Source organism: Bradyrhizobium sp. USDA 3262 (assembly GCF_054060035.1).
This window is the reverse complement of sequence record NZ_JBSSCT010000001.1, coordinates 6,006,462-6,030,653: the sequence shown is the minus strand read 5'-3', so window position 1 is coordinate 6,030,653 and position 24,192 is coordinate 6,006,462. Positions and strand designations below refer to the sequence as shown.

Below are 24,192 nucleotides of genomic sequence, written 5' to 3'. Positions count from 1 at the left end.
CGTTCCGCGGCTCGTCCATAGGTCGCGCCGCCCCTCCGTCAATTTCGAAAACTGATCCCTGGTGGGACCTGCCGACGCCCGCGGCCAATGTCCGCCATGGTTATCGTTGTCCCAAGCACCAGGGTAAACCGGCGTTCACGAATGCAAGGAAGTGCCTGCGGCACAGGCATTTCTGCGATTCCTCGATGTGCCCTTGGCGACGCCGATTTACATCCCGTTCATCGCGATACTTAAACCGCTCTTCAAATTTGATGGGCCATGATCATCCCAACAAGCCGGCAACCGGCACGCGGTGATCCCAAGGATCGGCGCGGGGCATGATCAAGAGATCAGCCCGGGAATGACAGGGTAGTTTTAACAGTGGACGGGGGCCGCGCTCGGGGGAGGGCGGCCAACAACAAAAAGGGGAATGAGAATGTTTCAGGGGGTCATCGATCAGGAAAGCGCTGTCCCGGTTGCCGCAACGGCAATCCAGGACGTGCTGTTCGAACGTGGCATGTATTGGGCGAGCGGCCGCTCCGGCGTGGTCAACCTCATCGCGGCGCACAAATGGTTCAACCTGGCGGCGCTCAAGGGACGTACTGATGCGATCGCGCACCGCCGCGAAGTCGCCGAGCAGATGTCCGATGTCGAGATCGCGGCTGCCCAGCGTGAAGCCCGCGCCTGGATGACGACGCACTAAGCCAACCGATGTCGATGGGAGCCTTGGCTCCCTCGCTCCACCTAGAACCAGTGTCGCGCCGCGTAGATCACGGTCATCAGCGCTCCGGCCACGATGACGAACTGCCGGACGGTGTGGCCGGGAAGGATCCGGATCAGGAAGCCTCCGGCATAGCCGCCGATCATGGCGCCGAGCAGCATCGCCAAGGTCTCCGGCCACCGCACTGCTCCCTGAAAGACAAAGATCAATGTGGCAGCGAGCGACACGCAGGTCGCGAGCAGGTTCTTCAACGCCTTGATCGCCCTGATGTCGTTGGGCTCCGTGATCGACAGCACCGCGGTGAGGATGACGCCTAATCCGGCACCGAAGAACCCTCCATAGACGCACGCCAATCCCAGGATAGCACCGCTCGCGCCGGTCGACGACAGCGCTGCGGCCCTCTCGCACCCGATGGTCCATCCCTGGATCTGCGGCGCGAAGGCAAACAACAGCGTTGCAAATGCGATCAGAGCCGGCACCGGCAGGACGAACAGCCGTTCTGCAAGCAGCAACAGGATGCCAGCACCGATTGTGCCGCTGAGCGCGGCGATCACGACGAAGCTGATCGTGCGCCGCGTCGGCGGCGGCAGCTTGCCGCGATCGGCGAGCGCGGCGATCAAATGCCCCGGCGAGATCGCCACCGCGTTCGACGCGTTGGCGATGACAGCCGGCAGGCCCGCCGCGAGCATCGCCGGAAAGGTGATGAGCGTCGCGCCGCCCGCCAGTGCATTGATGATGCCTCCGGTGACCCCGGCCGCCAGCAACAGAAGACTTGTCTGGGTATCCATCCTTCACCCTCGTGAGGGTGAGCAGGCTAGCGGGCGGCGCGCCAATCGGTCTGGAACGTCTGTGACGTCGGTTCAGCCGCGCCAGTAGACGCCCGGCGTCGTGCCGAAGGTGCGGCGGAACAGCCGGGTGAGGTGGCTCTGGTCGGAAAAGCCCGCATCGGCCGCGGCTGCTGCGATCGGCTCGCCCGCGCGCAGCAATTGCCGGGCAAGATTGAGGCGGGCCAGCAGGCGGAAGGTATGCGGCGGGATGCCGAGCTCGCGGCTGACCATGCGGCTGAACCCTTCGCGGCTTCGCCCGAAGCCGGCGGCAATCGCTCCGATCGGCGCGACGCTCTCGGTCAGCGCGATGCCGAGCATCGTCCTGTCGGCGCACCCGGCGGGGTGGGATGGCGCGCGCGACAGGATGTCGTCGGCGATCTCGCCGACGTGCCTAGGCGAGATCTCGTCGAGGTTCCGCCAACGCTGCCCGAAGCGGATGATCCGCACCGACGAGCAGACGCGGCCGGCAGGAACGTAGGCGTTCAGGCAGACCGTTTCCTCGTCCGACATCGTCATCGGCGCATGCAGCATTCCCGCCGGAATGAGCGCGGCATGGCCGGCTGGCACGGTGACGGTCGCGCCGCCGATGCGAAAGGCGCGCGACCCCGACAGCACCAGCACGATCTGGTTCTCGTCGTGGAAGTGCGGCTTGAGGCAAAGCGAGCCGGCGCCGCGCCACAATGCCAGCTCGACGATGCCGTCACTGTCCGCTCGCCGATAATTCCAGGTATTGGTCATGGCGAACGGAGTGATCACGGAGGTCTTCAAGCGATCGGGCAGGTGAGCCCGGAACGCTAGCACAGGGATCGCCGACCGTCAGGAGGGCTTCACCCCTGCGCAACCGAAACGATCGGCGAGGCCGTTCGCATGGTCGCCATTGCGATGAGGGCGGCGACGAGGTTGGCGGCTGCACTGATCGCCACCGGAATGAAGTAGCTGTGGCTGATGTCGTAGGCGAAGCCGGCGGCGCTCGGGCCGAGCAGCGTGCCAACAGCGACGCTGCTGTAGAGGATGCCGATGATGCCGCCGACATTGCGGCCGCCGAAATGGTCGGTGACCACAGCGGGCAGGATCGCGACCCAGCCGCCATAGAACAGGCCGAACAGCAGCGCGAAGACCGTGAGTGACCAGAAGGTGCCGGCGATCGCCCAGATCGCCAGCGAGACGGCCATGCCGAGATACATCGCGACCAGGAATGCATCGCGGCCGACCCGGTCGGCGATGCCGCCGAGGAAGAAGCGGCCGGCGGTGCTGCCGACCCCGATCATCCCGAGCAGCAGCACGGCAAGCGTCGGCGCGACTTGATGATCGACCGCGAAGGGCACGAGGTGCACGAACGGCACGAACACCCCGAACGCGCTGATCAGGCAGGCGGCATAGAGCCCGGCGAAGCGGGCGGTCCGCACCGCGCCGCGGATCGAGACGCCCTGGCGGAGCGGCGCGCCCGAAACCGTCTCGAGCGGATCGCCGTCCGGTCCGGTGCCGTAGCGGCGCGGATCGTCCGCGATCAGCAGCGATGCACCGATCCCGGCGACGGCGGCGACAACGCCCAGCACGACATAGGCATCGCGCCAGCCGAGGCTCGTGATCAGCCAGGTCGCGAGCGGCGGCATCACCAGGGTGCCGACCCCGATCCCGCTGACGGCGAGGCCCGACGCAAAACCGCGCCGCCTGACGAACCAGCGCTGCACGGCGCCCAAGGTCGGAACGTAGGCGCAGCCGACGCCGGCGCCGATCCCGATGCTGTAGGCGGCGTAGACCTGGAGGATGGTCTGCGCCTGTCCCGCCAGCACCATGCCGAGACCGACCAGCGGCATTCCGAGGCCAGCGAGCCTGCGCGCGCCCCAGCGATCGGCAAGCGGACCGGAGATCATCCCCAGGCCGAAATACAGGAAGCCCGCGAAGGAGAACACCAGCGACACCGAGCCGCGCGAGGCGCCGAACTCCCGCTGCAGGGACTCGACGAAGGACGAGAACGTGTAGGCGCTGCCGAACCCGATCAGCGTCACGACGAAGGCGGCTGCGACCACATACCAGCCGTAGAACGGCTTGGCGCGTTGATAACCGGCATGCATCGCGGCATTCCTCATGATCGTTCTCCCTGTGCCGCGCGACCGCCGGCCACGCTCGGCGGGTAGAGCAGCATCTGCGTGCAGCGAAACAGCGCGATGGTCTTGCCTGTGGCCTCGCTGCGGATCTCGGCGTCCCACACCTGGGTGGTGCGCCCGGCGTGAACGAGGCGCGCCTCGCAGCTCAAATCGCCTTCGCGCGCGGCGCCGATGAAGTTGGTCTTCAACTCTCCGGTGGCGAAGCCGATGGCGCCATCCGGCAACGACGCGAGGCAGCCGAACCCGCATGCGGTATCGGCCAATGCGACGATGCTTGCGCCGTGCAGCAGCCCGTGCGGCGAGAAGTGCTTCGCGGCAATCTCGAAGCGGCCGCGGATGTGGCCGCGTCCGGCTTCGAGCCATTGAAAGTCCAGGAGGCCGGGCAGGCTGCCGGCTTGCGACGCGTTGATGCGCTCGACGAGCGAGCTGGTCTGGCCGCCTGCAGCGATCTCGCGGAGGCCGAGCTTGTTTGCGACCTCGGTCATGGCCTGGCTCCATCAAGAAAATGGGGCCGTCGGGAGCGGGAAAGACGGTTAGAAAACCTAAGGTCCATGGCTCGACTTTCTCTGTGTTGACGCGGCTTTCAGCATTGGATTAAGCTGATAGAGCGCCCGGAAGGCCGAGTTGGCAAACCAGATTTGCTGGGCAATTCAGATTAGAAAATCTAAATCATGGAGAGCAGGCTTCCACCCCTTAACGCGCTCAAGGCGTTCGAATCCGCCGCTCGCCATCTCTCGGTGAAGCTCGCGGCCGAGGAGCTATGCGTGACGCCAGGTGCGGTCAGCCAGATGCTCAAGACGCTCGAAGCCGATCTCGGCGTGAAGCTGTTCGAGCGAGTGCCGCGCGGCATCTATCTCACCGACGCCGGCCGCGACTATCTGCCGTCGATCCGCAACGCGTTTCGCCAGATCGCGGATGCCTCGCGCCGCGTCGCGGCTTCCGTCGATGTCGGTACGCTGACGGTGAGCGTCACGCCGTTCTTTGCGTCGGCCTGGCTGGTGCCCCGCATGGCCTCGTTTCAGGGCGCGCATCCCGAGATCGATCTGCAGATCGTCACCAGCAACACGGTGGTCGATTTCTCGCGCAGCGGCGTCGACGTCGCGGTGCGCCACGGCCTTGGCCGCTATCCGGGGCTGCGCAGCGACCGCGTCGTCACCGTGGAGATGGTGGCGGTCGCATCGCCGTCGCTGGTGGCGCGCCTCGGGCGACCGGCATCTCCTGGCGCGCTCGCAAGCTGGCCGCAGGTGCATGACGCCGATCGCAAGGGATGGAGCCTGTGGTTTCAGGCCAACGGCATCGCGGAGGTTCGCACGCCGCGCGGACCCTCGTTCGATGACAGCGGCCTTCTGCTGAAGTCCGTGCTGACGGGGCAGGGCGCGGGCCTGCTGCCGGCCGCGATGGTGGCAAATGAGATCGCGAGCGGTGAACTGATCCAGCTGCTCGAGACCGCGCATCTGGAGGAGTTCGCGTACTATCTCGTCTGTCCCGACAACCGGCAGTCGCCTCCGAAGATCGCGGCGTTCAGGGAATGGATCCTGGGACCGGAGGCTCAGTCGGCGGCGGAGCACTAAAGCGCGACGAGATTATGTCAGGTCGAGCAACGGACTCTGCTTCACCTCGCCCCGTGTGCGGGGAGAGGTCGGATCGCATGGAGCGAAGCGCAATGTGATCCGGGTGAGGGGGAGCCTCCGCAAACGCAGCTATCATAGGATACGCGGATGCAGCCCCTCACCCCAACCCTCTCCCCGTAAGAACGGGGAGAGGGAGCACAGCGGCAGTGGGCGGCTTACCGATAGAACGCGTTGGGCGGCACGCCAAAATGCTTGCGGAACATCGCGGTGAAGGCGCTCTGGCTGGCATAGCCGGCATCGAGCGCGACATCGACCACGCGCGCGCCGCGCGCGAGGCGTTCGAGCGCGAACAGCAAGCGCGCCTGCTGACGCCATTCGCCGAACGTCATGCCGGTCTCCCTGGCGAACAGACGATGGATGGTCTTCGACGTCAGCTTCAGCCGGCGTGCCCATTGCTCGGCTGTGGAGCCATCGTCCGGGCGGGCCACCAGCGCGGAGCAGACCCGTGCGAGCCTTTCGTCGCGCGGCATCGGCAGGTGCAGCGGCAGCACATCGACTTCGCGCAACTGGTCGAGCAGCACGCGCATCAGGCGCTCGTCGGAGGTCGCGGGCGCATAGTCCAGCGGGACGCGCATCGCGGCGACGAACAATTCGCGCAGCAGCGGCGAGACCGCGAACACGCAGCTGGCCTGCGGCAGATTGGGAGCCGCGTTGGCGTCCACGAACACGGTGCGGATCTTGACCGCGCCGCACATCCGGACCTCGTGCTCGAGATCGGCCACGAGCCACACCGCGCGATTGGGCGGTACCACCCAGGTGCCTTCAGTGCAGCGCACGACCATCACGCCTTCGATCGCGTAGAGCAGCTGGCCGCGCGGATGCGTGTGCAGGCCGGTCGACGCGCCGCTCGGATAGTCGATCTCCATCGCCGCCATCGGCCGCGCCGTGGCGTGATAGTCGAGGTGCCGTGTGATCAGCTCGTCCAGCTCGTCCAGCTCGTCCAACACGTCTTCATCTCGCATGTCCCAATCTCGCTAGGTTAGGTCAGTCTAGCGTGAGACGGACTTGGGCGCGACAGGTAGTTGCTGGTGTGATCTTCACCAACGCGCTGCCGGGTCATGTTCAAGTCAAAAGCTGCACTTCTCTATCCCTTCGTTGCCATCGTGCTGTGGGCAGGCAACGTCATCGTCTCTCGCCTCTCGGCGCATACGATCGGTCCGCAGGCGATCACCTTCTATCGCCTGCTGGTCGCCGTGCTGCTGATGTCTCCATTCGCGGCGCGCGGCGCCTGGCGCAATCGCCGTGCGATCTGGCCGCATCTTGGTCCGCTCGCGATCCTCGGCTTCCTTGCGATGTGCCTGTTCCAGAGCCTGTCGTATCTGGCGGCCGAGACTACCACCGCGACCAACATGGCGGTGTTCACCGCGCTGACGCCGCTCTTGACGGTCGCCCTCAGTGCCGCGCTGCTCGGCGAACCGCCGACGCTTGGCATGATCTGCGGCGCGCCGCTGTCATTTGCGGGCCTCGTCTATCTCGTCAGCGGCGGCGACTTGTCGTCGCTGTTGCAGAACGGCGTGCATGCGGGCGACACGCTGATGCTGCTGGCCGCGATCGTCTATGCGCTGTACGGCGTGCTGCTGAAACGCTGGAATCTGCCAATCACTGGATGGCAATCCACCTACATGCAGGCGCTGTGCGCGCTGGCCGTGATGTTTCCCGCCTTCCTCGCGACGCCGGCGCCGCTGCGGCAGGTCAACGCCGAAACCTGGCCGCTGATCGTCTATGCCGGCGCGCTGGCCTCGGTCGTGCTGCCGTTTCTCTGGATCCGCGGCGTCGCGCAGCTCGGCCCGAACCGCTGCGCGATCTTCATGAACCTGCTGCCGGTGCTGACGGCCGCGGCCGCGATCGTGATGCTGGGTGAGCCGGTCAGGCCATTCCACGTCATCGGCGGCGGCCTCGCGCTGCTCGGCGTCGCCTGCGCGCAGGCCTTGCCGCGGCCGGTCAAGACGGCCTGCGATTCGCGATAACCCGCAAGTCATGGATTGGCGATCTCGCTGTTTTGATCGCATGTGAGAGGCCAGGGCAGAATAGGGCGCTACGCTCGGCGATCACCTGTTCGGTGAGACGGAGTGATCACGATGCGTGTTGCCTTGCGCGTATGCTTACGTATTTCCCTGGTCCTGACGTTGCCGCTTGTGCTCCTGTCGAGCCTGGCTGCCGACGCCGCAACTGCGCATCACAGGCGCGTGCGGCAGCATTTCATCATCCGCCCAAGCGAGCAGATGGCTCCTCCGAGCTCGTACCGATATCCGGGCTTTGGCCCGATCCCGCCGGGCGAGAACCGGAACCTCGATCCATCCGCCCGCGGCAGCGGCTGATGTCGGTCAGCGCCCGCACTGATGCTTCATCGCATCGGTCGCTCTGCCAGCGTACAGGAAGTTGGTCAAAGATCGAGCTATGCGGCGTCGGTGACCAATTTGTGCTGAGATCTCTCGGCGACGCGCTTTTCGAGTGTGGCAATCGTTCCCTTGAGATTGGCGTGCCGCTCATTGAGCGACCTTGCCAAAATCGGATACCTCGCGTCCGATCGGTCGTAAATTCCCGCGCGCGCTTCTTCGGTCGCGATATCGGCTTCGATCTGCTGGCAGGCCAGGATGAGATCGGACAGCATCTTGCTGACCGTCGACTCTCGTCCGCCACGTCCGCGAGCTGTCTCAAAACGATGATGCATGTTCATTTGCGTGCTCCGAATGTCTGAGTTCGGCACATCGAGAACAGCGGCGCCGAACTATTGACGGATACATCGCAAGTTGCCTGCCAGTCGCAGGTCCGTAGGAATACGGTCGGGGGCGGTCCGGCGCGGGGTATGCCACCGGGTGACGACGTCTGGTAGATCTCGCTGACTAGTCTCGCCGCCAAGCCGGAACGCAAGCACCTAGCGTGACACGCTTGAAGTCTCGCGCGGCGTCCTGATCTCCTGCCTGTTCGGCAAACCTAACCGCTGCTTCCATGTCCTGAGCGGCGGACGCGCTGTCGCAGAATTGGCTGCGAATTTCAGCCCGGTATCTATATGCCCTGTAGTTCATCGGGTTGTACTGAAGCGCAAGGTTGTAGCTATTTTGTTCCTCAGTGGCGCCTCGGCGGGCTTCATCCGACTGACTGCCGAAGTTGGTTTGGCGATTGAGTGTCTGGAGTGTCCCGAGCTCCGTGTAACGCAGAGACATCGCACCGAGACTGGCAGGAAGTGCTTCACCCGACGAAGAAGGTTGCCTCGCCGAGGTGCGTTCAATTTCGATCTTCTTGTACTTGATGGCGTTGCCGTAATCCCGCAAGCTTTGGAACGTGCTCGATATTTCGCCGGTGATCGACGCAAGATAGGCGGTCGGGAGGCGTCGATCGCTCAGCAGGTTGAGGCATGCCCGTATCTTTGCCTGCGCGGGCAAGACATCGCGACATTCCTTGTCAACCACACGCCACTCGTCCCGCGAATGTAGTGTCGGCGGCGTCTGCGCAGCAGGCAGAACGAGAACCAGCGCGAAACAGATCGCTAACCTGAGACCGCGACTTGGGCCATCCATTTATTTCTTCGCCTTCAGCCCGATCTCGACCAGCCGGCGGATACTTCGTGCGGGCGTCTTGATCATTTGATGCCAAATAATCAAGCCGAGGGAAAGCTGAGTTCATAGTGGGACTTAAAAGTGAGGCCGTTCGTGACTGGGAAAGACCGAACGGCCCCAGCCGGCCCGTAGTGCCAAAATGGAAGAAATAGGCCGGCGCTCCAGCTACGGAGTCGCCGGACAATGGTTTCACCGATGTCAATTGACGTTGCTACCGTACGACCCTCGGACGCGGCCGATTGCTATGAGCGCGCAGGGTCGGCTTGACGGCAGGTCGTCAAAACAAACGCCGCCTTGCTGCATTGCCACTCGCTGCCGAGCGCAGCACTTGAGACCGGCCGCGGGGCAGCAACGATCGCCAGCGCAACAACCATGCAAGCCAGCGAAGTTGCGACGACGAGCCTGCCTGCTTTGGATGGGAAGCGCTGTCGCAGCCAGAAGCCAACGTCGGCGGATCGGCGAAGCTGGGCGTTACGCAGAACCTGGTCGAGATCCTGGAATTGGATGCCACTGTCTTGCTGCATGGCCTTACCCCGGAAATGTTCAGGTGAAAGAAAACAATGCAAGGATCGTGGGCGCGGTTTGTTGCGCGCTCGCTTCGCGGCGCCGGGAATGATGTTTCATTCACGCGGAGGTGACGACCGGTCCAGGCCAGGGGCCGGCATTTGGCTCGTCAGCTTCATGCACTATGATCTGGGACTTCGACCTGGAGCAGAAAACCCTGCAACCCCTCGACAACCCGTTCGGCACGAGGTTGTCACCCATGTCTTAGGTACGATCCGTTACCCATGTCTCCGGGCTGGACAACAATGAGTATGGCGGAGACGGAGGGATTCGAACCCTCGATAGGCCTTTACAAGCCTATAACGGTTTAGCAAACCGCCGCCTTCAGCCACTCGGCCACGTCTCCAATGGCGCCGATATGCCCGAGAGGGCGCTGAGCCGCAAGCGGCAGATTCAGATTGCGCCAAGGTGATTTAAGGGCAGCTCGGCCGCCGGCCGTCCCCGAGCCTTTGATATACCGCGCCGATCGGCAGGCGTCGAAGCGCGTCGATGCTTAAAATGCAAGTTATAACAATAGATTAGCGTGATACTGGATTGAGGCTGGAAGCTTCGGTCGCCAAGCCTGTTGAAAACCGGTCGCGCCGGCTCATTCCACGCTGGCGCCGCGGCGCAAATCGGCCTCGATCTGCAATTTGGTGCCGCCGCCGAACCGGGCGCGGTAGACCTGCAGGTTTTCCATGATCCGCTGGACGTAGTTCCGCGTCTCCGAGAACGGAATCAGCTCGACCCAGTCGACCGCGTCGACCTTGGGATCGCGCGGATCGCCATAGCGCTCGATCCACTTCCGCACGCTGCCGCGGCCGGCATTGTAGGCGGCGAAGGTCAGGATATAGGAGCCGCGATAGTCCTCGAGCAAGCCGCCGAGCTCGGCGGCGCCGAGCATCGCGTTGTAGACCGGATCGGTCTTCATCCGGTTGAGGTCGAAGCCGATGCCGGCGCGCTTGCAGACGTAACGTCCGGCGTCCGGCGTCACCTGCATCAGGCCGTAGGCCTGGGCCGGCGACACCACCGCCGGATTGAACGCACTCTCCTGGCGCGCGATCGCGTAGACGACGCTCTGCTCGACCTCCGGCCCGACCTGGCGGAACGACGGAATGCCGTGGACCGGATAGGCGTAGTGGTCGAACGGCAGTCCGCGGTTGAGCGCGGCCTTGCCCATCAGCAGCATGCCGCGGGCATCGCCGTGGCGCCCGGTGAGCTCGCCGAGGCCGGCGAGGGCCTCCGGATCGCCATTGTCGCCCATGTCGCCGAAGATCGGGATCGCGAGCTCGCGCGCGTCGATTTCGTAGAGCAGCGCCGCCGCGCGCACGATCTCCAGCCGCTCGGCGCCGCGGCCGCGCGGCGCGCTGTTCAGCTCGATCTGCGGCAGGCCGAGCTTGGCACGCGCGAGCTGGCCGTAATAGCTGGTGGACTGCTCGGCCGCGCGTCCGTACGCGGCGCGCGCCTCCTGGCCGCGGCCTGCGGCTTCCGCGGCGCGGCCCTGCCAATAGCCGGCACGCGCGAGCGCCGTCGGGTTGGCGCTGCCGACGCCGATCCGCGCGAAATGCTGGGCGGCGAGGGCGGGATCGTTGAGGAAGCGCAGCGCGATCCAGCCCGAGGTGAATTCCTGCTCGGTCTTGTAGATGTCGCGGGCCGGCAGCGCCGCGTCGCGCGCGATCAGATAGGCGGTGCGAAACTCGTTGGTGTCGATCATCTTGCGCGCCAGCAGCCGGCGCTCGATCCACCATTCGTCGACATTGTAGAGGCGGGAGGCTTCCTTCGGTGCGCTCAGCATCAGCCGCGCGGCCTCGGCGAATTTCTCCTCGCGGCGGAGCAACTGGATCCTGGCGAACAAATAGCCGGTGTCGCCGGAGAGCTCGCTCGGCACGGCTTCCAGCAGCGCGCGCAGGTTCGAACCCTTGCGGGTGGCGGCGATGCGTGCCTTCGCGAGCGCCACGTAGCCGGAGCCAAGGCGCTTGGCTTCGCGCATGCCGGCGGCCTCGTTGTCGGTGCCGTACAGCATGGTGTCCATGCGTGCCTTGTGGTCGCCGGCAGTCAGCAGCGAGCCGAACAGGTCGAGCGCGGTGTTTTCGGTGTCCTCGCTCATTCCGTCGTTGCGCCAGGCCTCGCGGACCAGGCGCTCGGCATTGCCGCGGTCGCCGCGTCCGATCATCACCTTGGCGAGCGCGAGCCGGCCCTTGGCCGAGACCGGCGATTCATTCTGGAACCAGGTCCAGACCACGGAGTCGTCGCGGCGGTCGTCCCACAATGAGGCCTCGATGCGGCGGCGCAGGAAGGTCTGCGACGGCCAGCTCGGATTGGCATCGAGGAAGGCGCGGTAGCGCTCGACCGAGGCGCCGTTGTCCTCGCTGCGCAGGATCAGCCATTCGGCAAGCTTGCGCGCGACCGGATCGGAGATCGAGGCTTCGGCCTCGGTGGCGTCCGCCGGCTTGCGCTTGCGCAGCAGCTCGACGACGCTTGCAAGCGCTTCCTTGTCCGACTGCGACGTCGAGGATGTCGCGGCTACGGCCGCAGGCAGCACCGGCTTGCGCGCGATCGGTGCGGCATGCTGGCGGGTTGCCGGAACCAGCGCGGGCGCGGGCACCGACCTGTTCGACACAGTTCCCGTTGCAACCGGAGCGGCGGGCTTGGCCGCGGTGGTCTTGGATGTGTTGGTCTTGGACGTGGTGCCCTTGGATTCCGTGGGCTTCGGAGCCGTTGCCTTGTGAGCTTCGGTCTTGGCAGGAGCGGCCTTGGCCCCGTCTGTCTTGACCGCGCCGGACTTGGACGACGTTGTCTTGTGAGCCTCGGTCTTGTGAGCGTCAGTCTTGGCTGTGCTGGTCTTGGCTGCGTCAGTTTTGGCCGCGTCAGTCTTGGCGGCGCCGGGTTTGGTTGCCGTTGGCTTTGAAGCCGCCGCCTTCGGTGCCGTGGACTTCGGCGTGGTCTTGGAGGCGGCGCTCTTGGAGGCCGTGTCTTGGGCAGCCGGCTTTGCAGTTGGAGCATCCTCGGCGGCCCAGGCATCTGCCGTGATGGCGGCAAGGCCGACAACGAGCGCCAGGCTCGTCGCCAGCGCCGTCGACCGCAATGTGCCTGCGCGAACGGAACGGATCACAGAAGTCCTCTGCGGCCCCGAATCATCTGGTCGTTTGGGCCATGGGTTCTTATTTGATTGAAAACGTACACAAAATACTAAGAAGCCTGCCGGTGCGGCTGTTTGCGCCAGCACAACGGCAAAATCGCGGCTGGAAACGATTTCGCGCGCCGCAGATTACCGTTGGGAATAGGTACGGTACGGCCCTTTCGCCTGTCGGCCAGACCCGATATGAATTGCCTTTCATGGCGTTTCGCAACAACCGGGTGCCGGTCGCACGGACGTGAAGCACGCCGACAACAAGGGTCCGTCGACCTAGCCTTTAGCCTGAAGCGTTTGGAGGAAGTCCATGGCAGCCAAGACAAAATTCCGGGGATCATTCACTGCCTTGGTGACGCCCTTCAAAAACGGCTCGGTGGACGAAGCGGCGTTCCGCAGCCTCGTGAACTGGCAGATCGCCGAGGGCACTCACGGCCTGGTGCCGGTCGGCACCACAGGCGAGAGCCCGACGCTGAGCCACGACGAGCACAAGCGGGTGGTCGAGTGGTGCATCGAGGAGGCCAGGGGCCGGGTGCCCGTGATCGCCGGTGCCGGCTCGAATTCGACCAAGGAGGCGATCGAGCTCGCCGAGCACGCCGAGAAGGCCGGCGCCACTGCGGTGCTGGTCGTGACGCCGTACTACAACAAGCCGACCCAGGAAGGCATGTATCAGCACTTCAAGGCGATCAACGATGCGATCGGCATTCCGATCATCATCTACAACATCCCGCCGCGCTCGGTGATCGACATGTCGGTCGACACCATGAAGCGGCTGTTCGAGCTGAAGAACATCGCCGGCGTCAAGGACGCCACCGCGAGCATGGTGCGGGTCTCGCAGCAGCGCGCCGCGATGGGCGAGGATTTCAACCAGCTCTCCGGCGAGGACGCCACCATCATCGGCTACATGGCCCATGGTGGCCACGGCTGCATCTCGGTGACCTCGAACGTCGCGCCGCGGCTGTGCTCGGAGTTCCAGATCGCCTGGCAGAAGGGCGACGTCACCACGGCACTGAAGATCCATGACAAGCTGATGCCGCTGCACACCAACCTGTTCATCGAGAGCAATCCGGCGCCGGTGAAGTACGCGATGTCGCTGCTCGGCAAGCTGGACGAGAAGCTGCGCCTGCCGATGGTGCCGGTCACCGAAGCGACCCGCCAGGCGGTCCGCAGCGCCATGGTGCATGCCGGCCTGATCAACTGAGCCGGACCGCTGCCGCCGCGACCAGTGCCGTGCGCAATGTCGAACAGAAGGGGATGGGCATGCTGAAGGAATTCCGCGAGTTCGCCATGAAGGGCAATGTCGTCGACCTCGCCGTCGGCGTCATCATCGGTGCGGCCTTCGGTGCGATCGTCACCTCGCTGGTCGGCGACGTCATCATGCCGATCATCGGCGCGATCACGGGCGGTCTCGACTTCTCCAACTATTTCACCGGGCTTTCCAAGGCCGTCACCGCAACCAACCTCGCCGACGCCAAGAAGCAGGGTGCGGTGCTGGCCTGGGGCAACTTCCTGACGCTGACGCTCAACTTCCTGATCGTCGCCTTCGTGCTGTTCATGGTCATTCGCGCCATGAACCAGTTCAAGCGCAAGGAAGAGGTCAAGCCTGCCGAGCCGTCGAAGCCGTCCGCCGAGGCCGTGCTGCTGACGGAAATCCGCGACCTCCTCAAGAAGAGCTAAAGTGGCCGAGAAGAACGAACGTCCCATCAAGGTCGTTGCCGAGAACCGAAAGGCCCGCTTCAATTACGCGATCGAGGACACGATCGAGGCCGGCATTTCGCTGACCGGCACCGAGGTGAAATCAATCCGCAGCGGCAAGAGCACGATCGCGGAATCCTATGCGGATTCCAAGAACGGCGAGCTGTGGCTGATCAACGCCAATATTCCTGAATATCTGCAGGCCAACCGCTTCAACCACGAGCCGAAGCGGCCGCGGAAGCTGCTGCTGCATCGCAAGCAGATCAACAAGCTGCTCGGAGCGGTCGACCGCGAGGGCATGACGCTCATTCCGCTGAAGCTGTACTTCAACGAGCGCGGCCGTGCCAAACTGCTGCTGGCGGTCGCCAAGGGCAAGAAGCTGCACGACAAGCGCGAGACCGTGAAGAAGCGCGACTGGGGCCGCGAGAAGGGCCGCCTGATGCGGGCGCGCGGGTAGGGCGGTTGATTTGTCGTCATCGCTTCGTCGCTTCAGCGCAAAATTGCTCCGCAATTTTGTCGCGGGCTCCTCGCGATGACGGTGGATGGAGATTTGGGCCATGACTCAACCGAGCCTTACCGATGTCGACTGGAGCAAGATCCCGGCGCCCACGGATGACGGCGGCGCGGCGCACCTCGTCGGCATGACGATCCCGCCGGTCCGGCTGCGTGCCACCGACGACACCGCGGTGACGCTGTCGGCGCTCAAGGGCCGCACCGTGGTGTTCGCCTATCCGCGAACCGGCGAGCCAGGCAAGATCGGGCTGGTCGACGATTGGGACATGATCCCTGGCGCCCGCGGCTGCACGCCGCAGACCTGCGCCTTCCGCGACCTGTTTGCCGAGCTGAAGGCGGCCGGTGCTGCCCAGGTGTTCGGGCTGTCGACGCAAAGCAATGCGTACCAGACCGAGATGGCGTCGCGCCTGCATCTGCCGTTTCCGGTGCTGTCCGACGAAGCGCTGGAACTGACGCACACGTTGAAGTTGCCGACCATGTCGGTGGCGGGCCTGACCCTGATCAAGCGGCTCGCCCTTGTGATCGACGACGCGCGCATCACGCACGTGTTCTACCCGGTGTTCCCGCCCGACCGGAACGCCGGCGACGTGCTGGCTTGGCTGAAGGCCAATCCGCGGAGGGACTAGCGCAACGTGATGTGATGGGGCCGCCGCAGGTCACGCTGCCAAAATATCGAGAACAACCCCATGCAACGTAGCCGGCGGCGGCCGGCGTTCGACCAGGCAACTTGACACGTCGGGCAATTCAGGGATATATTTCTAATATTCCGAAATTGTGCATGCCTCCGCCCAAGGCTGTCGCGTTTGCTAGCCGAGCTCCTTGCGCACGGTCGCGAACACCTTGCGGAACATATCGGTCGTCAACACGCCGGTGTTCGTGTTGTAGCGCGAGCAGTGGTAGCTGTCGTAGAGCTTGAATTTGCCTGCACTATGCACGGCACCGTGCACAAAAGGCGCGGCCGCCAAGCGAACATCCAGCGCCTTGAGAGTCGATTCGTGGGCGATTCGCCCGAGCAGCACGATCGTGCGCAGCTTCGGCATCGTGGCGATGGTGGCGCGGAGGAACTGCCGGCAGGTGTTGATCTCGGCCGGCAGCGGCTTGTTCTGCGGCGGCACGCAGCGCACCGCGTTGCTGATCCGGGCGTCGACCAGCTTCAGCCCGTCGTCCGGCCGCGCCTGATAGACGCCGCTGGCGAAGCCATATTCGAGCAGGGTCGCATAGAGCAGATCACCGGCGTAGTCGCCGGTGAAGGGACGGCCGGTGCGGTTGGCGCCCTGCAGACCCGGCGCGAGCCCGACGATCAACAGCCGCGCATTCGGATCGCCGAACGATTCCACCGGTGAGTTGAACCAGCCCGGCTCGCGCGCGCGCGCCTGCGTGCGGAACTCGGCCAGCCGTGGACAGAGCGGACAGTTGCTGTCGGGGCGCGTGGCAGCGGTGACGAGGTTACTCGTCGAATTCGTCATCGGCTCCCCGTGGGGCCATGGTGGTCGCGCGCTGCAGGAATTGCGGGGAGTGGTGGCGCGGTTCGCGCGGGGCCGGACGTTCCGACGGATCGCGGCCGAGCTTGGATTGCAGCTCGACCAGGTCGGTGAAGACGTCGGCCTGGCGGCGCAGCTCGTCGGCGATCATCGGCGGCTGGCTGGCGATGGTGGAGATGACCGTGACGCGAACGCCGCGGCGCTGCACGGCTTCCACCAGCGAGCGGAAGTCGCCGTCGCCGGAAAACAGAATCATCTGGTCGATGTGCTCGGCGAGTTCCATGGCATCGACGGCGAGCTCGATGTCCATGTTGCCCTTCACCTTGCGGCGGCCGCTGGCGTCGATGAATTCCTTGGTCGCCTTGGTGACGACGGTGTAGCCGTTGTAATCGAGCCAGTCGATCAACGGGCGGATCGACGAATACTCCTGATCCTCGATGATCGCCGTGTAGTAGAACGCACGGAGCAGCGTACCGCGACTCTGGAACTCCTTGAGGAGGCGCTTGTAGTCGATGTCGAAGCCCAGCGTCTTTGCGGTGGCGTAAAGATTCGCTCCGTCGATGAAGAGCGCGATCTTGTTGGAAACAGGTGACGACATCAAAGTGTTCTCGCGTGGTTGTTAGTGTTCTTAGCGCGGCGGTGATCAACCGCGCGCAATTTCCGGCGTTGCTGCCTAAAGTTCTGTGAATCTTTCCCCACGACAGTCACCACCGCAATTATGGTGAGGCGAGGGCAAAAAGCCTAGACCCTTGACATTGCAATGAAGAGATTTACTCGCCTGGGACAGCAACCTGGCCATGTCGTCAGACGCTCCGGCCCTTCTGGCCCCCCGTCAGACCGGGTTATCAGAGCCTGTTCGGAAGGCAAATCACAAATTTTACCTTGCGAAACGGGGGCTAGGCCTATAACTAACCCTCATAACCTACATGTTCGGTCCCTTTTACCACGGAGCGCCTCGAGATGGCTCGCGTCACCGTCGAAGATTGCATTGACAAGGTCGACAATCGTTTCGACCTCGTCCTGTTGGCCGCGCATCGCGCCCGGATGATCTCGTCGGGGTCGCAACTCACGGTTGATCGCGACAACGACAAGAATCCGGTCGTCTCGCTGCGGGAGATCGCCGATTCGACGATCTCGCCGGAAGACCTGAAAGAGGAGCTCGTGCACTCCCTGCAGAAGTTCGTCGAGGTCGACGAGCCCGAGCCCGACACCGTGCCGCTGATCGGTTCCGCCGGTGCCAGCGTCGACGCCGACGACACCGAGGTCGCGGTCGAGCGGATGACCGAGGAAGAGCTGCTGAAGGGCCTCGAGGGTCTGGCGCCCCCGGAGGAGCAGCCCGAGGAAGACGAGTAAGCTCGCCGTCGTTTCGAACCGATTTACCGAAGGCCCGGACATTGCTCCGGGCCTTTGCTTTTGTTGACAATTTTGCTGTTACGGTGCGTCCTATGCGGACGCGCGAAATTGAATGGTTCCAGGGCCCGCGCGGGGTGCTGCTTCATTCGAAAGCGCACTAGATTGAAGAAAGGTGGGACATTCCGGTCCCGCGCGAGAGGCAGCGAGTTCATGGCGTATCGACGCCGCAGTTCCATCCAGATGCAGGCTGCAACCGAAACGGTCGCGGTGGCGCCGACGTCGTCCACGGCGGAAAGGCCGGCCAAGCCGCGGACGCGAATGATGCGACAATATGACCTCGTCGAGCGCGTCCGCTCCTATAACCCCGACACCAACGAAGACCTGCTCAACCGCGCCTATGTCTACGCCATGAAGGCGCACGGCACGCAGACGCGTGCTTCCGGCGACCCCTATTTCTCGCATCCGCTCGAGGTCGCCGCGATCCTCACCAACCTCAAGCTCGACGACGCCACGATCGTGGCGGCGCTGCTGCACGACACGATCGAGGACACCGAGGCGACTCGGGCCGAGATCGACAATGTGTTCGGCCACGAGATCGGCGCGCTGGTCGAGGGCCTGACCAAGCTGAAGCGGCTGGAACTGGTGTCGCGCGAGGCCAAGCAGGCCGAGAATTTGCGCAAGCTGCTGCTTGCGATCGCCGACGACGTCCGCGTGCTGCTGATCAAGCTCGCCGACCGGCTGCACAACATGCGCACGCTGGAATTCGTGCCGCCGGCCTCGCGCCGCCGCATCGCCGAAGAGACGCTGGATATCTACGCGCCGCTGGCCGGCCGCATGGGTATGCACGAGATGCGCGAGGAACTCGAGGACCTGTCGTTCTTCGTGCTCGATCCCGAGGCCTATGCGGTGGTCAAGCAGCGGCTCGATTCACTGGCCGAGCGCAACCGCAATTTGATCGGCGAGATCGAAACCCAGCTCTCCAAGAACCTGCAGAAGAACGGCATCACCGCGCGGGTGTTCGGCCGCCGCAAGCAGCCGTTTTCGATCTGGACCAAGATGGAGCGCAAGTCGGTCGGCTTCGAGCAGCTGTCCGATATCTACGGCTTCCGCATCATCCTCGACGATGTCGGGGCCTGCTACCGCGCGCTCGGCATCGTCCACACCACCTGGCCGGTGGTGCCGGGCCGCTTCAAGGACTACATCTCGACCCCGAAGCAGAACGACTACCGCTCGATCCACACCACGGTGATCGGGCCGGGCAAGCAGCGCGTAGAGCTGCAGATCCGCACCGAGGACATGAACCAGATCGCGGAGTTCGGTATCGCCGCGCATGCCTTCTACAAGGAGGGCGCGGGTTCGCCGCACGAGCGGATGAAGCACGAGTCCAACGCCTTCGCCTGGCTGCGCCACACCATCGGCATCCTCTCGGAAAGCGCCAATCCGGAAGAATTCCTCGAGCACACCAAGCTCGAGCTGTTCCACGACCAGGTGTTCTGCTTCACGCCGAAGGGCAAGCTGATCGCGCTGCCGCGCAACGCCAACGTGATCGATTTCGCCTACGCCGTTCACACCGGCGTCGGGAACAGCGCGGTCGGCTGCAAGATCAACGGCAAGTTCGCGCCGCTGTCCTCGGAGCTGCAGAACGGCGACGAGGTCGAGGTCCTGACCTCGAAAGCGCAGTCGGCGCCGCCGTCGGCCTGGGAAGCGCTCGCCCGCACCGGCAAGGCGCGGGCCGCGATCCGCCGCGCCACCCGCGACGCGGTGCGCGACCAGTATGCCGGCCTCGGCCGCCGCATCGTCGACCGCCTGTTTGCCCGCGCCAAGATCGAATATGCCGACGATAAGCTGAAGGGTGCGTTGCCGCGGCTCGCGCGCACCTCGATCGAGGACGTGATGGCCTCGGTCGGGCGCGGCGAGATCAAGGCTTCCGACGTCGCGCGCGCGATGTATCCCGACTACAAGGAAGAGCGGCTGGTGCGCTACGGCGCCAAGAAGGGCCTCGCCGCCAAGCTGAAGACGCAGAATCCGCCGCATCCGGCGCGCGCCACCTCGGTGATTCCGGTGCGCGGCATCAATTCCGACCTGCCGGTGAAGTTCGCGCCAAACGGCGGCGCGGTGCCGGGCGACCGGATCGTCGGCATCGTCACGGCGGGCGAGGGGATCACGATCTATCCGATCCAGTCGCCGGCGCTGAAGGATTTCGAGGAGGAGCCGGAGCGCTGGCTCGACGTGCGCTGGGATATCGACGAAACCATGCCGCAGCGCTTTCCGGCGCGCATCCTGGTCCACAATGTCAACGAGCCCGGCAGCCTTGCCCAGATCGCGACCGTGATCGCCGAGCACGACGGCAACATCGACAACATCCACATGTCGCGCCAATCGCCTGACTTCACGGAGCTGACCATCGATCTTGAGGTCTATGACCTCAAGCATCTCAGCGCTATCATCGCCCAGTTGCGCGCCAAGGCCGTCGTCGCTCGGGTCGAGCGCGTCAATGGTTAGGGTTCCGCCCGTCATCGGCCCTCATGGTGAGGAGGCGCGTCGGCGCCGTCTCCGGACGATGCTCCGCATCGCTCGGGAACCATGCGGCCCGAGACGGGGCCACATCCTTCGAGACGCGGCGCAGGCGCCGCTCCTCAGGATGAGGGGATGGTTCAACTGGTTTGTCAGAGAGTGATTTGATGTCGTCTCCGCCGCTGCGTCTCGGTATCAATGTTGATCACGTCGCCACCCTGCGCAACGCGCGGGGCGGAGGGCGGCCTGATCCGGTGCGGCTGGCGCTTGCCGCGATTGCGGCCGGTGCCGACGGCATCACCGCGCATCTGCGCGAGGATCGCCGCCACATCCGCGACGAGGACATGGCGCGGCTCAAGGCCGAGATCTCCAAGCCGCTGAATTTCGAGATGGCGGCGACCGACGACATGCTGCGGATCTCGCTCGCCACCAAGCCGCACGCGGTTTGCCTGGTGCCGGAACGGCGCCAGGAACTCACCACCGAAGGCGGCCTCGACGTCGTCGGCCAGCACAACGCGCTGGCGCCGTTCATCGCGCGGCTCAATGACGCCGGCATCCGCGTCTCGCTGTTCATTGCCGCCGATCCCAGGCAGATCGAGATGGCCGCGAAGCTGAAGGCGCCGGTGATCGAGATCCACACCGGTGGCTGGTGCGACGCCGTGGTCGACGGTCACAAGGACAAGGCGGAGGCCGAATGGAAGCGCATCGTCGCCGGCGCCAGGCTCGCGCAGGCGGCTGGGCTCGAGGTCCATGCAGGCCACGGGCTCGACTATGACACCGCTGAGACGATTTCCGCGCTGCCCGAAATCCGGGAGTTGAACATCGGCTATTTCATGATGGGCGAGGCGCTGTTCGTCGGCATCGCCGCGACGGTACGTGAGATGCGTGCGGCGATGGACCGCGGCCGCGCCAGGGCGCAGGGTGGCGTCAGCGCATGATCATCGGCATCGGCTCCGACCTGATCGACATCACCCGGGTGGCCAAGGTGATCGAGCGCCATGGCGAGCGATTCCTCGATCGCATCTTCACCGACGCCGAGCGCGCCAAGGCGATGCGCCGCGCCAACAGCGAGAAGATGGTGGTCGCAACCTACGCCAAGCGCTTCGCCGCCAAGGAAGCATGCTCCAAGGCGCTCGGCACCGGTATCCGGCGCGGGGTGTGGTGGAAGGACATGGGTGTCGTGAACCTGCCGGGCGGCCGGCCGTCGATGCGGCTGACCGGCGGGGCGCTGGCCCGGCTCCAGGAACTGACGCCCGAGGGCATGCAGGCGCAGATCGATCTTTCGATCACCGACGATTGGCCGTTGGCCCAGGCCTTCGTCATAATTTCGGCGGTTGCCCCCGCCAGATGAACGCGGGGCGCCGGAATCTGCCGGAAAACTTCAGAAAACTAAAAAATCATTGATATTTCAATGAATTGCGAAGTTTTGAGGCGGCGATTGATTGCGCCCCTGCGAACAACCGTCTAAAACGCCGCAGGGTTATATCGAGCGAGACGCTGATTCCGGGTTTAGGCCGGAATTTGCCCTCAAGATCAGAATCAAGGCCATTTTCCTCACGCGAAGGCCGAACGCTTCGCGCGAAGAGAACGTTCTGCCACCGCGTGGACATCAGTCCACGGGAATTGGGAAAGCAATGAGCGTGACCACCGGGACCAAATCTGAAAGCGGCTTGGGCGAGACCATCCGCGTCGTCATCCATGCTCTTCTGATCGCGCTCGTTATCCGCACCTTCCTGTTCCAGCCGTTCAACATCCCCTCCGGGTCGATGAAGGCGACGCTCCTGGTCGGCGACTACCTGTTCGTCTCGAAATATTCCTATGGCTACAGCCACTATTCGATCCCGTTCTCGCCGAACATTTTCTCGGGCCGCATCTTCGGCTCGGAGCCGAACCGCGGCGACATCGTGGTGTTTCGCCTGCCGCGGGATGACTCCACCGACTACATCAAGCGCATCATCGGGCTGCCCGGCGACCGCATCGAGGTCAAGAGCGGGCTGCTCTACATCAATGACGAGCCGATCAAGCGGGAGCGGCTGAGCGATTTCGTCGGCGAGGATCCCTGCGGCTCGGCGGATGCGACCGCCCGCGTCAAGCGCTGGAAGGAGACGCTGCCGAACGGCGTCAGCTATGAGACGCTGGATTGCACCGACAACAGCTACATGGACAACACCATCGTCTACACCGTTCCGCCCGGGCATTTCTTCATGATGGGCGACAACCGCGACAACTCCACCGACAGCCGCTTCCTGTCGCAGGTCGGCTACGTGCCGTTCGAGAACATCATCGGGCGAGCCCAGATGATCTTCTTCTCGATCGCCGAGGGCGAGCAGGCCTGGATGATCTGGCGCTGGCCGCTTGCCGTGCGGTGGAATCGCCTATTCTCTATCGTGCGATGAACGACGATACCGCAGCCATCAACGATCAAGCGCCGACCGGCGAGCCGAGCCAGACGCCTGCCGCCGACAGCACAGCCGCGCCGAAGAAGCGGCGCAGCAAGGCGGCCAAGGCCGCCGAGGAGAAGGCCGCGATCGCGGGCACCGAGGCGCGGATCGGGTACACGTTCCAGGATCCCGCGCTGCTGACCACTGCGTTCACCCACGTGTCCGCGCTGAAGCCCGCCACCCGCAACCGCGCCGACAGCTACCAGCGGCTGGAGTTCCTCGGCGACCACGTGCTCGGGCTGATCGTATCGGACATGCTGTTCCGGTCGTTCCCCAAGGCCGACGAGGGCGAATTGTCGAAGCGGCTCGCCGACCTCGTGCGCAAGGAGAGTTGCGCCGACGTCGCCAAGGCGCTCGGGCTGCTCGAGGACATCAAGCTCGGCATGGTGAAGGCGGTCGAGGGCGCCCGGCTGCGCAAGTCCGTGCTCGGCGACATCTGCGAAGCGGTGATCGGGGCGATCTTTCTCGACGGCGGCTACGAGGCCGCGCGCCAGTTCGTCGAGCGCAACTGGACCGAACGGATGCACAAGCTGCGCCGGCCGCTGCGCGATCCCAAGACCGTGCTGCAGGAATGGGCGCAGGGCAAGGGGCTGCCGACGCCGGTCTATCGCGAGGTCGAACGCACCGGCCCGCATCACGATCCACAATTCCGCGTTGCGGTTGACCTGCCGGGGCTGGCCTCCGCCGAGGGCCTCGGGGGCAACAAGCGCGCGGCCGAAAAGGCGGCAGCATCCGCGATGATCGAGCGCGAAGGCGTCGGTACCAATGACTGACGAGGCCAAAGGGCAAGGGGACGCGACGCGCTGTGGCTTCGTCGCGCTGATCGGTGCGCCCAATGTCGGCAAGTCGACGCTGGTCAACGCGCTGGTGGGCTCCAAGGTCACGATCGTTTCGCGCAAGGTGCAGACCACGCGCGCGCTGATCCGCGGCATCGTGATCGAGGGCAACGCGCAGATCATCCTGGTCGACACGCCCGGGATCTTCGCGCCGCGGCGCCGGCTTGACCGCGCCATGGTGTCGACCGCCTGGAGCGGCGCGCACGACGCCGATCTCGTCTGCGTGCTGCTCGATGCGAAGTCGGGCCTCGACGAAGAGGCCAACGCGATCCTGGCCAAGCTCGAGACCGTCGCCCATCCGAAGATCCTGGTGCTGAACAAGGTCGATCTCGTTCAGCGCGAGAAGCTGCTGGCGCTGGCGCAGGCCGCCAACGAGCGGATGCGCTTCGAGCACACTTTCATGATTTCGGCGCTGTCCGGCGACGGCGTTGCCGATTTGCGCCAGACGCTGGCCAAGCTGGTGCCCGCAGGGCCCTTCCTCTATCCCGAGGACCAGATGTCGGATGCGCCGATGCGGCATCTGGCGGCCGAGATCACGCGCGAGAAGATCTACAGCCATCTGCATCAGGAACTGCCGTACCAGTCGACGGTCGAGACCGACAGCTGGACCGACCGCAAGGACAAGTCGATCCGCATCGAGCAGACGATTTTTGTCGAGCGCGAGAGCCAGCGCAAGATCGTGCTCGGCAAGGGCGGCGCCACCATCAAGTCGATCGGCGCGCAGGCACGTGCCGAGATCGCCGAGATCATGGGCGTCACCGTGCATCTGTTCCTGTTCGTCAAGGTGCGTGAGAACTGGGGTGACGATCCCGATCGCTACAAGGAAATGGGATTGGAATTCCCCAAGGAATAAGAGTCGACGT

25 protein-coding genes and 1 tRNA gene are annotated in these 24,192 nt (G+C 64.5%); 14 read left to right on the top strand and 12 right to left on the bottom strand.

The window, feature by feature from the left end:
- Positions 1 to 415: 415 nt before the first annotated feature.
- Positions 416 to 682, top strand: coding sequence for a hypothetical protein (locus tag ACVWYP_RS28295; protein ID WP_018271956.1), 267 nt, complete (start codon positions 416 to 418; stop codon positions 680 to 682).
- A gap of 41 nt (positions 683 to 723) precedes the next feature.
- Here the strand turns inward: ACVWYP_RS28295 and ACVWYP_RS28290 are convergent, their stop codons facing one another.
- The 4 genes from ACVWYP_RS28290 to ACVWYP_RS28275 all read right to left on the bottom strand — a co-directional run bounded on the left by ACVWYP_RS28290 (position 724) and on the right by ACVWYP_RS28275 (position 4,120).
- Positions 724 to 1,488 carry a sulfite exporter TauE/SafE family protein gene (locus tag ACVWYP_RS28290; protein WP_304495647.1) on the bottom strand — a complete coding sequence of 255 codons (765 nt, stop codon included), beginning with the start codon at positions 1,486 to 1,488 and terminating at the stop codon, positions 724 to 726.
- 72 nt (positions 1,489 to 1,560) lie between these two features.
- Entirely contained in the window at positions 1,561 to 2,283 is a 723-nt protein-coding gene (locus ACVWYP_RS28285) for an AraC family transcriptional regulator (RefSeq protein WP_304495646.1), read from the bottom strand.
- 71 nt (positions 2,284 to 2,354) lie between these two features.
- Positions 2,355 to 3,617: an MFS transporter gene (locus tag ACVWYP_RS28280; RefSeq protein WP_304495645.1), complete on the bottom strand. Its 1,263-nt coding sequence runs from the start codon at positions 3,615 to 3,617 to the stop codon at positions 2,355 to 2,357.
- A complete protein-coding gene (locus ACVWYP_RS28275) occupies positions 3,614 to 4,120 on the bottom strand; it encodes a PaaI family thioesterase (protein ID WP_304495644.1) in 507 nt (168 codons plus the stop codon). The genes ACVWYP_RS28280 and ACVWYP_RS28275 overlap by 4 nt, the downstream gene beginning before the upstream one ends.
- 186 nt (positions 4,121 to 4,306) lie before the next feature.
- On the opposite strand from ACVWYP_RS28275, the gene gcvA reads away from it, so the two are divergent.
- Positions 4,307 to 5,206: a transcriptional regulator GcvA gene (gene gcvA, locus ACVWYP_RS28270; RefSeq protein ID WP_304495643.1), complete on the top strand. Its 900-nt coding sequence runs from the start codon at positions 4,307 to 4,309 to the stop codon at positions 5,204 to 5,206.
- Positions 5,207 to 5,421: 215 nt separating this feature from the next.
- Here the strand turns inward: gcvA and ACVWYP_RS28265 are convergent, their stop codons facing one another.
- Positions 5,422 to 6,228 carry an AraC family transcriptional regulator gene (locus tag ACVWYP_RS28265; protein ID WP_304495642.1) on the bottom strand — a complete coding sequence of 269 codons (807 nt, stop codon included), beginning with the start codon at positions 6,226 to 6,228 and terminating at the stop codon, positions 5,422 to 5,424.
- 96 nt (positions 6,229 to 6,324) lie between these two features.
- On the opposite strand from ACVWYP_RS28265, the gene ACVWYP_RS28260 reads away from it, so the two are divergent.
- Positions 6,325 to 7,233: a DMT family transporter gene (locus ACVWYP_RS28260; protein ID WP_304495641.1), complete on the top strand. Its 909-nt coding sequence runs from the start codon at positions 6,325 to 6,327 to the stop codon at positions 7,231 to 7,233.
- Positions 7,234 to 7,661: 428 nt separating this feature from the next.
- Here the strand turns inward: ACVWYP_RS28260 and ACVWYP_RS28255 are convergent, their stop codons facing one another.
- The 5 genes from ACVWYP_RS28255 to ACVWYP_RS28235 all read right to left on the bottom strand — a co-directional run bounded on the left by ACVWYP_RS28255 (position 7,662) and on the right by ACVWYP_RS28235 (position 12,478).
- Complete coding sequence (locus ACVWYP_RS28255) at positions 7,662 to 7,943, bottom strand: hypothetical protein (protein WP_304495640.1); 282 nt, start codon at positions 7,941 to 7,943, stop codon at positions 7,662 to 7,664.
- 166 nt (positions 7,944 to 8,109) lie between these two features.
- Positions 8,110 to 8,676 (bottom strand): hypothetical protein, encoded by a 567-nt coding sequence (locus ACVWYP_RS28250; protein ID WP_304495639.1) that lies wholly within the window; start codon positions 8,674 to 8,676, stop codon positions 8,110 to 8,112.
- A gap of 389 nt (positions 8,677 to 9,065) precedes the next feature.
- Entirely contained in the window at positions 9,066 to 9,347 is a 282-nt protein-coding gene (locus ACVWYP_RS28245) for a hypothetical protein (protein ID WP_304495638.1), read from the bottom strand.
- Positions 9,348 to 9,639: 292 nt separating this feature from the next.
- A tRNA-Ser gene (locus ACVWYP_RS28240) sits at positions 9,640 to 9,733 on the bottom strand.
- A 240-nt stretch (positions 9,734 to 9,973) separates the two neighbouring features.
- Complete coding sequence (locus ACVWYP_RS28235) at positions 9,974 to 12,478, bottom strand: transglycosylase SLT domain-containing protein (protein WP_439711098.1); 2,505 nt, start codon at positions 12,476 to 12,478, stop codon at positions 9,974 to 9,976.
- Between the two features lie 328 nt (positions 12,479 to 12,806).
- Here ACVWYP_RS28235 and dapA point away from each other — a divergent pair, with 328 nt between their 5' ends.
- From dapA to ACVWYP_RS28215, 4 genes are all read left to right on the top strand, one after another.
- On the top strand, positions 12,807 to 13,697 hold the full coding sequence (dapA, locus tag ACVWYP_RS28230) for a 4-hydroxy-tetrahydrodipicolinate synthase (RefSeq protein ID WP_304495637.1): 891 nt from the start codon (positions 12,807 to 12,809) through the stop codon (positions 13,695 to 13,697).
- Positions 13,698 to 13,756: 59 nt separating this feature from the next.
- Positions 13,757 to 14,173 carry a large conductance mechanosensitive channel protein MscL gene (gene mscL / locus ACVWYP_RS28225; protein ID WP_028340984.1) on the top strand — a complete coding sequence of 139 codons (417 nt, stop codon included), beginning with the start codon at positions 13,757 to 13,759 and terminating at the stop codon, positions 14,171 to 14,173.
- 1 nt (position 14,174) lies between these two features.
- Positions 14,175 to 14,648 carry an SsrA-binding protein SmpB gene (gene smpB / locus ACVWYP_RS28220; RefSeq protein ID WP_016843999.1) on the top strand — a complete coding sequence of 158 codons (474 nt, stop codon included), beginning with the start codon at positions 14,175 to 14,177 and terminating at the stop codon, positions 14,646 to 14,648.
- 100 nt (positions 14,649 to 14,748) lie between these two features.
- Positions 14,749 to 15,330 (top strand): peroxiredoxin, encoded by a 582-nt coding sequence (locus ACVWYP_RS28215; RefSeq protein ID WP_028340983.1) that lies wholly within the window; start codon positions 14,749 to 14,751, stop codon positions 15,328 to 15,330.
- A gap of 180 nt (positions 15,331 to 15,510) precedes the next feature.
- On the opposite strand, the gene ACVWYP_RS28210 is transcribed toward ACVWYP_RS28215, so the two are convergent.
- Entirely contained in the window at positions 15,511 to 16,170 is a 660-nt protein-coding gene (locus ACVWYP_RS28210; protein ID WP_028340982.1) for a uracil-DNA glycosylase, read from the bottom strand.
- The gene (locus ACVWYP_RS28205) at positions 16,151 to 16,783 is read right to left on the bottom strand and encodes a LabA-like NYN domain-containing protein (protein ID WP_028340981.1); all 633 of its coding nucleotides are present in this window, start codon (positions 16,781 to 16,783) and stop codon (positions 16,151 to 16,153) included. Before ACVWYP_RS28205 ends, ACVWYP_RS28210 begins: the two co-directional genes overlap by 20 nt.
- Before the next feature lie 362 nt (positions 16,784 to 17,145).
- On the opposite strand from ACVWYP_RS28205, the gene rpoZ reads away from it, so the two are divergent.
- The 7 genes from rpoZ (at position 17,146) to era (ending at position 24,182) form a co-directional block, all read left to right on the top strand.
- On the top strand, positions 17,146 to 17,538 hold the full coding sequence (gene rpoZ / locus ACVWYP_RS28200; RefSeq protein ID WP_016844003.1) for a DNA-directed RNA polymerase subunit omega: 393 nt from the start codon (positions 17,146 to 17,148) through the stop codon (positions 17,536 to 17,538).
- A gap of 210 nt (positions 17,539 to 17,748) precedes the next feature.
- Positions 17,749 to 20,040: a RelA/SpoT family protein gene (locus ACVWYP_RS28195; protein ID WP_028340980.1), complete on the top strand. Its 2,292-nt coding sequence runs from the start codon at positions 17,749 to 17,751 to the stop codon at positions 20,038 to 20,040.
- Between the two features lie 179 nt (positions 20,041 to 20,219).
- The gene (locus ACVWYP_RS28190) at positions 20,220 to 20,990 is read left to right on the top strand and encodes a pyridoxine 5'-phosphate synthase (RefSeq protein WP_038385373.1); all 771 of its coding nucleotides are present in this window, start codon (positions 20,220 to 20,222) and stop codon (positions 20,988 to 20,990) included.
- A complete protein-coding gene (gene acpS / locus ACVWYP_RS28185) occupies positions 20,987 to 21,403 on the top strand; it encodes a holo-ACP synthase (protein ID WP_028340978.1) in 417 nt (138 codons plus the stop codon). The genes ACVWYP_RS28190 and acpS overlap by 4 nt, the downstream gene beginning before the upstream one ends.
- A gap of 283 nt (positions 21,404 to 21,686) precedes the next feature.
- Entirely contained in the window at positions 21,687 to 22,448 is a 762-nt protein-coding gene (gene lepB / locus ACVWYP_RS28180; RefSeq protein WP_304495636.1) for a signal peptidase I, read from the top strand.
- The gene (rnc, locus tag ACVWYP_RS28175) at positions 22,445 to 23,266 is read left to right on the top strand and encodes a ribonuclease III (RefSeq protein ID WP_028340976.1); all 822 of its coding nucleotides are present in this window, start codon (positions 22,445 to 22,447) and stop codon (positions 23,264 to 23,266) included. Before lepB ends, rnc begins: the two co-directional genes overlap by 4 nt.
- Complete coding sequence (gene era, locus ACVWYP_RS28170) at positions 23,259 to 24,182, top strand: GTPase Era (RefSeq protein ID WP_304495635.1); 924 nt, start codon at positions 23,259 to 23,261, stop codon at positions 24,180 to 24,182. Before rnc ends, era begins: the two co-directional genes overlap by 8 nt.
- Positions 24,183 to 24,192: the final 10 nt, after the last annotated feature.

Coding starts and splice junctions, on each gene's coding strand:
- ACVWYP_RS28205 (WP_028340981.1), bottom strand. CDS start 16,783: ATGTCGTCACCTGTTTCCAACAAGATCGCGCTCTTCATCGACGGAGCG.
- ACVWYP_RS28215 (WP_028340983.1), top strand. CDS start 14,749: ATGACTCAACCGAGCCTTACCGATGTCGACTGGAGCAAGATCCCGGCG.
- mscL (WP_028340984.1), top strand. CDS start 13,757: ATGCTGAAGGAATTCCGCGAGTTCGCCATGAAGGGCAATGTCGTCGAC.
- rnc (WP_028340976.1), top strand. CDS start 22,445: ATGAACGACGATACCGCAGCCATCAACGATCAAGCGCCGACCGGCGAG.
- lepB (WP_304495636.1), top strand. CDS start 21,687: ATGAGCGTGACCACCGGGACCAAATCTGAAAGCGGCTTGGGCGAGACC.
- ACVWYP_RS28195 (WP_028340980.1), top strand. CDS start 17,749: ATGGCGTATCGACGCCGCAGTTCCATCCAGATGCAGGCTGCAACCGAA.
- dapA (WP_304495637.1), top strand. CDS start 12,807: ATGGCAGCCAAGACAAAATTCCGGGGATCATTCACTGCCTTGGTGACG.
- ACVWYP_RS28295 (WP_018271956.1), top strand. CDS start 416: ATGTTTCAGGGGGTCATCGATCAGGAAAGCGCTGTCCCGGTTGCCGCA.
- rpoZ (WP_016844003.1), top strand. CDS start 17,146: ATGGCTCGCGTCACCGTCGAAGATTGCATTGACAAGGTCGACAATCGT.
- era (WP_304495635.1), top strand. CDS start 23,259: ATGACTGACGAGGCCAAAGGGCAAGGGGACGCGACGCGCTGTGGCTTC.
- ACVWYP_RS28260 (WP_304495641.1), top strand. CDS start 6,325: ATGTTCAAGTCAAAAGCTGCACTTCTCTATCCCTTCGTTGCCATCGTG.
- gcvA (WP_304495643.1), top strand. CDS start 4,307: ATGGAGAGCAGGCTTCCACCCCTTAACGCGCTCAAGGCGTTCGAATCC.
- ACVWYP_RS28265 (WP_304495642.1), bottom strand. CDS start 6,228: ATGCGAGATGAAGACGTGTTGGACGAGCTGGACGAGCTGGACGAGCTG.
- ACVWYP_RS28275 (WP_304495644.1), bottom strand. CDS start 4,120: ATGACCGAGGTCGCAAACAAGCTCGGCCTCCGCGAGATCGCTGCAGGC.
- ACVWYP_RS28245 (WP_304495638.1), bottom strand. CDS start 9,347: ATGCAGCAAGACAGTGGCATCCAATTCCAGGATCTCGACCAGGTTCTG.
- ACVWYP_RS28190 (WP_038385373.1), top strand. CDS start 20,220: ATGTCGTCTCCGCCGCTGCGTCTCGGTATCAATGTTGATCACGTCGCC.
- ACVWYP_RS28280 (WP_304495645.1), bottom strand. CDS start 3,617: ATGAGGAATGCCGCGATGCATGCCGGTTATCAACGCGCCAAGCCGTTC.
- ACVWYP_RS28255 (WP_304495640.1), bottom strand. CDS start 7,943: ATGAACATGCATCATCGTTTTGAGACAGCTCGCGGACGTGGCGGACGA.
- ACVWYP_RS28290 (WP_304495647.1), bottom strand. CDS start 1,488: ATGGATACCCAGACAAGTCTTCTGTTGCTGGCGGCCGGGGTCACCGGA.
- ACVWYP_RS28210 (WP_028340982.1), bottom strand. CDS start 16,170: ATGACGAATTCGACGAGTAACCTCGTCACCGCTGCCACGCGCCCCGAC.
- acpS (WP_028340978.1), top strand. CDS start 20,987: ATGATCATCGGCATCGGCTCCGACCTGATCGACATCACCCGGGTGGCC.